General features: G+C 67.2%; 2 protein-coding genes. One reads left to right on the forward strand and one right to left on the reverse strand.

Annotation, left to right across the window (positions count from 1 at the left end; translation table 11 throughout):
* Positions 1-62: 62 nt before the first annotated feature.
* The gene (locus E6U81_RS39460) at positions 63-833 is read right to left on the reverse strand and encodes a transposase (RefSeq protein ID WP_136234798.1); all 771 of its coding nucleotides are present in this window, start codon (positions 831-833) and stop codon (positions 63-65) included.
* A gap of 105 nt (positions 834-938) precedes the next feature.
* Here E6U81_RS39460 and E6U81_RS39465 point away from each other — a divergent pair, with 105 nt between their 5' ends.
* Positions 939-1,592: a hypothetical protein gene (locus tag E6U81_RS39465; RefSeq protein ID WP_240804288.1), complete on the forward strand. Its 654-nt coding sequence runs from the start codon at positions 939-941 to the stop codon at positions 1,590-1,592.
* Positions 1,593-1,635 lie beyond the last annotated feature (43 nt).

Here is a 1,635-nt window from a genome sequence, read left to right on the forward strand (position 1 = left end):
CTGTCCCGTAAATGATCTTCGGGTCATCTCGGGCATGGCTGATCACGGTGAAGCCCGTTGGCCTATCCGGCGAGAGCGAGGTTATGCATCCGGGCGATGCCGAGCATCGCGTGATGGACACCGTCTCCCTTGAGGCGGCAGTCGCGGAGGATCTTCCAGGTCTTCATGCGGGCGAAGACGTGCTCGACCCGGGCCCGGACCTGCTTGTGGGACCGATTGTGCTCTTCTTTCCAGTCCGGCAGTTCGGTCTGGCCACGCTCTCGGCGATGCGGGATGACGAGTCCGGTGCCCGGGTATCCGCCGTCGGCGATCACGAGGGTGTTGCCGACGGCGGCCTTCGCGCCGGACTCCTCCCACGCCCTGCAGTCGTTGCGGTTCCCGGCCAGCGGTCGACCGACCACGACGACGCGCCGGGTGTCGGCGTCGATGACGACCTGGTGGTTGGTTGAGTACCGGTAGTTCTTCGACCGCTCGGCGATGGTGTGGTCCCGGGTGGGAACCAGGGTCCCATCCACAATGAGCACGGCGTCCTTGGCGAACCGCTTGCGGGGCTGGAGCGCGAACATCGGCCCGAGATGGTCGATGATCCGGTCCGCCGTCGACTTCGACACCCCGAAAAGCGGAGCGAGCTGCCGCATGGTCAGGTTCGTGCGCCAGTACGCGGCCACCAGCAGAGCCCGGTCCTCCAGCGGAAGACTCCACGGCCGGCCCTTGCGGACCACATCCGCCCCCTCACGTCGCAGCACGGTCACCAGCTTCCCGAAGGCGCGAGGGCTCAGCCCTGAGAACGGGGCTATCCAGGACGGCTCCGACGCTGTGATCACACCAGTCACACCGTGATCGTTCCACCCAAGGGAGGCTGCGCGAGTCCTCTTCCGCCCCAGCGCCGGCGGCCATCGGGCCTGTGCCTGCCGAGGTGGCCGGTCCAGAATGCTGCCGTGGCTGAAGACGAGCAGAGCGGCATAGAACCGCGTTCATTCCTGACATGCGTGATAGAGCTGGCCCAGCTGCTGGGCGTCGGAGACGTCGGTATGGAGCCGGAGGACCGGTATGCCCGCCACCTTGCCCATGCGGTGCGTAAGCCCCTGCTCGGACGTGCGAGTCTGCCCGACGAGTGGTTCGTCCCGCTGATGGCGGCGGCCGTACACGACCCGGATCCCAGCTTCTGCCGCTGGTTCGTCGAGCCGGCGGTCTACGCATTCGGACGCCGCCGTGTGATGGCGGCATTGGTCGACTATCTGCGGACCGGCACGGATGCCGAGCGGGCTGGTGCCGTGCGGGCCTGGTACAGCGCCCATGTGCCGTTGCGTGCAGATCGGTCTCCGGCGTACGGACCCGGCGGGGTACGTGATCCCGCGCTGGACGAGTCACAGGACGTCAAGGCCGCCTGGCTGGAGGCATCCCTGCGGGTGTTCGCCGAAGCCACCGACCTGCGGATGCGCCACCGGGTCCTGTTGGGCCTGCCTACCTCCCGCGCGGCATACCCGCCACACCTGTACGAACTACTTGAAAGCACGCTCACATCCGCCGGGGTCCATCCCGACCCACACATCCGTCGCTGGGCCGCAGCAGCAGACCACGAGGAAGGCTGAGCCCGACTCTCACCCCTCCTGACAGTTACGGGACAGCCCTTAG

Origin of the sequence: Streptomyces sp. A0592 (assembly GCF_004795115.1) — a bacterium.
Lineage (GTDB): Bacteria > Actinomycetota > Actinomycetes > Streptomycetales > Streptomycetaceae > Streptomyces > Streptomyces erythrochromogenes.